Raw genomic sequence first — 2336 nt, 5'->3', positions numbered from 1 at the left:
GGTCGTCGAGACACACCTGACCGACGCGCGCACCCGCCACCCGGCCACCGCGCGGGCGGTCGGCGGCGGGTCGACGATCGTGTCGTCGTCGACGGCGTCGGACGTGGAGAGCAGGGAGATCTTCGTGCACCGGGAGAGCGGCGACGCCCTGCACGCCTACGTGCAGATCACCGAGCCGCTCGACTGGTTCGCGGCCATCGACTTCACCGACGCGGCCACGGCCACCGCGCGGATCGCCGCGGAGTTCGCCGGCTGGGCGCCCGAGCTCGTCGCGCTGATCACCGAAACGGACACCGCACCCGTCCTGCGCCCCCTCTACGCCCTGCCCGACGAGCACCGCTGGGACCGCGTGCCGGGAGTGACCCTGCTCGGCGACGCCGCCCACCTCCAGGCCCCGAACGGCGAAGGCGCCAACCTGGCCATGCTCGACGGCGCCGAACTCGGCACGGCGCTCGCCGCCCACCCCGACGACGTCGAGGCCGCACTCACCGCATACGAGCAGGCCATGTTCCCGCGCAGCGCGAAGGCCGCCACCTCGTTCCCGGGCAGCGACTCCGGGGACGACACGACCCGCGCCCTGACCGAACTCCTCACCGGGCAGGGCCGTTGACGGGCTGAACCCCGGATCGGGAGGGGACGGCCGGGGCCGTGCCCAGGAGGCGGGCACGGCCCTGGTGTGCCGGTCGGCCGACCGGGCACGATGGTCGCCTGCCACCACCGCGCCCCACCGGAGGCCCCGTGCCCGAGCTCCCCCCGCCACGCCGCATCACCCTGCGCCTGCCCCCCGACCTCGTCGACTGGCTCCACGGTTTCGCCGAGATCTCCCACCGGTCCGTCGACGACGTGGTCTGCCCGCTCATCGAGGGGAGCGGGCCCGCGTCGACGCGAACTGGGACCGGACGGGGCCGGAGCCCGGGTAGAGCCGGGGCTGCTACTGGAGGATGCCGATCGCCCTTGCCACTACCAGGACCACTGTGATCAGGGAGACCGCCGACTGGGTCATCATCAGCAGCTTCGCCCAGACCGACAGGGGCATGGTGTCCGTCGGGCTGAAGGCGCAGGCGTTGGTGAAGGCCACGTACAGGTAGTCGGGGTAGGAGGGTTCCCAGCCCGGTTCGGCGATGCCCTCCTGCTGCATCTGCGGGAAGAGGAAGTCCGGGTAGGTCTTCACTCCCTGGGCGCGGGCCGCCGGGCCGCCCCGGTCCCACTCCCAGTACCAGAGCGAGAAGGCGAGGATGTTGGTCGCCCAGACCGCGCCGCCGGTGCCGAGCAGTGCCAGCGCGCCCGGTGAGGCGGAGGTGTGGATCAGGTCGCGCACCAGCTTCACCGCCGACCAGGCGTTGGCCAGGCTGATCGCCGCCACCAGGGCCAGGCTCAGCGAGCGCAGCAGCCGTGACGTCTGGTCGATGCGCTTGTGCGGGTTGAGGACCACCAGGGCCACCAGCAGCGCCAGTTGCAGGGTGGGCAGCATCCAGTGCGGGTGGATGGTCAGCCGGGGCGGCAGGGCCAGCTGCAGGCCGACGGCGGTCAGGATGGCCACCGAGACCGCCCAGCGCTGCTCACCTATCGTGACCGAGCGCCACGCCGGGCGCTCCGGCTTCTCGGGCTCCAGGAGCCGCTCGATGCGCTCCAGCCTGCGGTGCAGTGCCTCGGAGAGCGGCGTCGGGGCATGGGGTTGGTGCTCAGTCATGGCGCACAGTGTGCCAGGCGTCCGATTTCGCGATCATGGGGGTGCCGGGTGCGGGGACGATAATGGCCGGGCCGTGGGCGGGCTGCGGCGGTGGTACCGGTCGAGGGAGAGGCGAGTACGGATGACCCTGGTGGAGGGCCTGCGTGTCAGGTTGGCCGAGGACCTCGCGATCGGTGAGGCGGTCGCCGGGGAGCCCGGGGACGTCGTCGGGTTCCTCTCGCTGGGGGCCGGGATCGAGGGCACCGTCGTGCGGGTGGACGGGGAAGTTCCCGAGAGCCACGAGGTCCGCGAGTACCTGCGGCTCAAAGCGCTGTTCGAGGACTACGGGCACACCATGCCGGCGGCGAGCCGCGAGCGGCTGGCGGCCGAGATCGCCGTGCTGGAGCCGCAGTGGGCCGCCCACCGGGAACGGGGGAAGCGGGTGACGGTCCGGGTCCGGTGGGACAACGGTCTCGTCCTCGACGGTGCGCACCAGGACGTCCTCGCCCCGGTGCCGTGACGGAGGACGTCCCGCTGCGGCACAGGCGGACGGTCGGGTGGAGGGACGGGTCCCAGAGGAGCTCCGCGATAATGAGCCCATGAGCGACGGGACTTCGACCCGCAACGACCTGAGCGGGACCGTCCACGGGACCGTCGTCCAGGCCGG

The 2336-nt window shown here is 72.5% G+C and carries 3 protein-coding genes; 2 read left to right on the top strand and 1 reads right to left on the bottom strand.

The features are described 5' to 3' along the window. A partial coding sequence (locus AB0O00_RS36150) for an FAD-dependent monooxygenase (RefSeq protein WP_363658944.1) occupies positions 1–610 on the top strand: 610 nt, incomplete at its 5' end. 321 nt (positions 611–931) lie between these two features. Here AB0O00_RS36150 and AB0O00_RS36145 read toward each other — a convergent pair. After that, positions 932–1690, bottom strand: coding sequence for a hypothetical protein (locus AB0O00_RS36145; protein ID WP_363658943.1), 759 nt, complete (start codon positions 1688–1690; stop codon positions 932–934). A gap of 121 nt (positions 1691–1811) precedes the next feature. On the opposite strand from AB0O00_RS36145, the gene AB0O00_RS36140 reads away from it, so the two are divergent. Then, a complete protein-coding gene (locus AB0O00_RS36140; RefSeq protein ID WP_363658942.1) occupies positions 1812–2189 on the top strand; it encodes a hypothetical protein in 378 nt (125 codons plus the stop codon). Positions 2190–2336 lie beyond the last annotated feature (147 nt).

It is taken from the genome of Kitasatospora sp. NPDC093558 (assembly GCF_040683475.1).
Lineage (GTDB): Bacteria > Actinomycetota > Actinomycetes > Streptomycetales > Streptomycetaceae > Kitasatospora.
The sequence above is the reverse complement of the archived record's forward strand: the minus strand, read 5'-3'. Positions and strand labels throughout refer to the sequence as shown.

Excerpts from the sequence above, each read along its gene's own strand:
- AB0O00_RS36145 (WP_363658943.1), bottom strand. The coding sequence starts at position 1,690 with ATGACTGAGCACCAACCCCATGCCCCGACGCCGCTCTCCGAGGCACTG.
- AB0O00_RS36140 (WP_363658942.1), top strand. The coding sequence starts at position 1,812 with ATGACCCTGGTGGAGGGCCTGCGTGTCAGGTTGGCCGAGGACCTCGCG.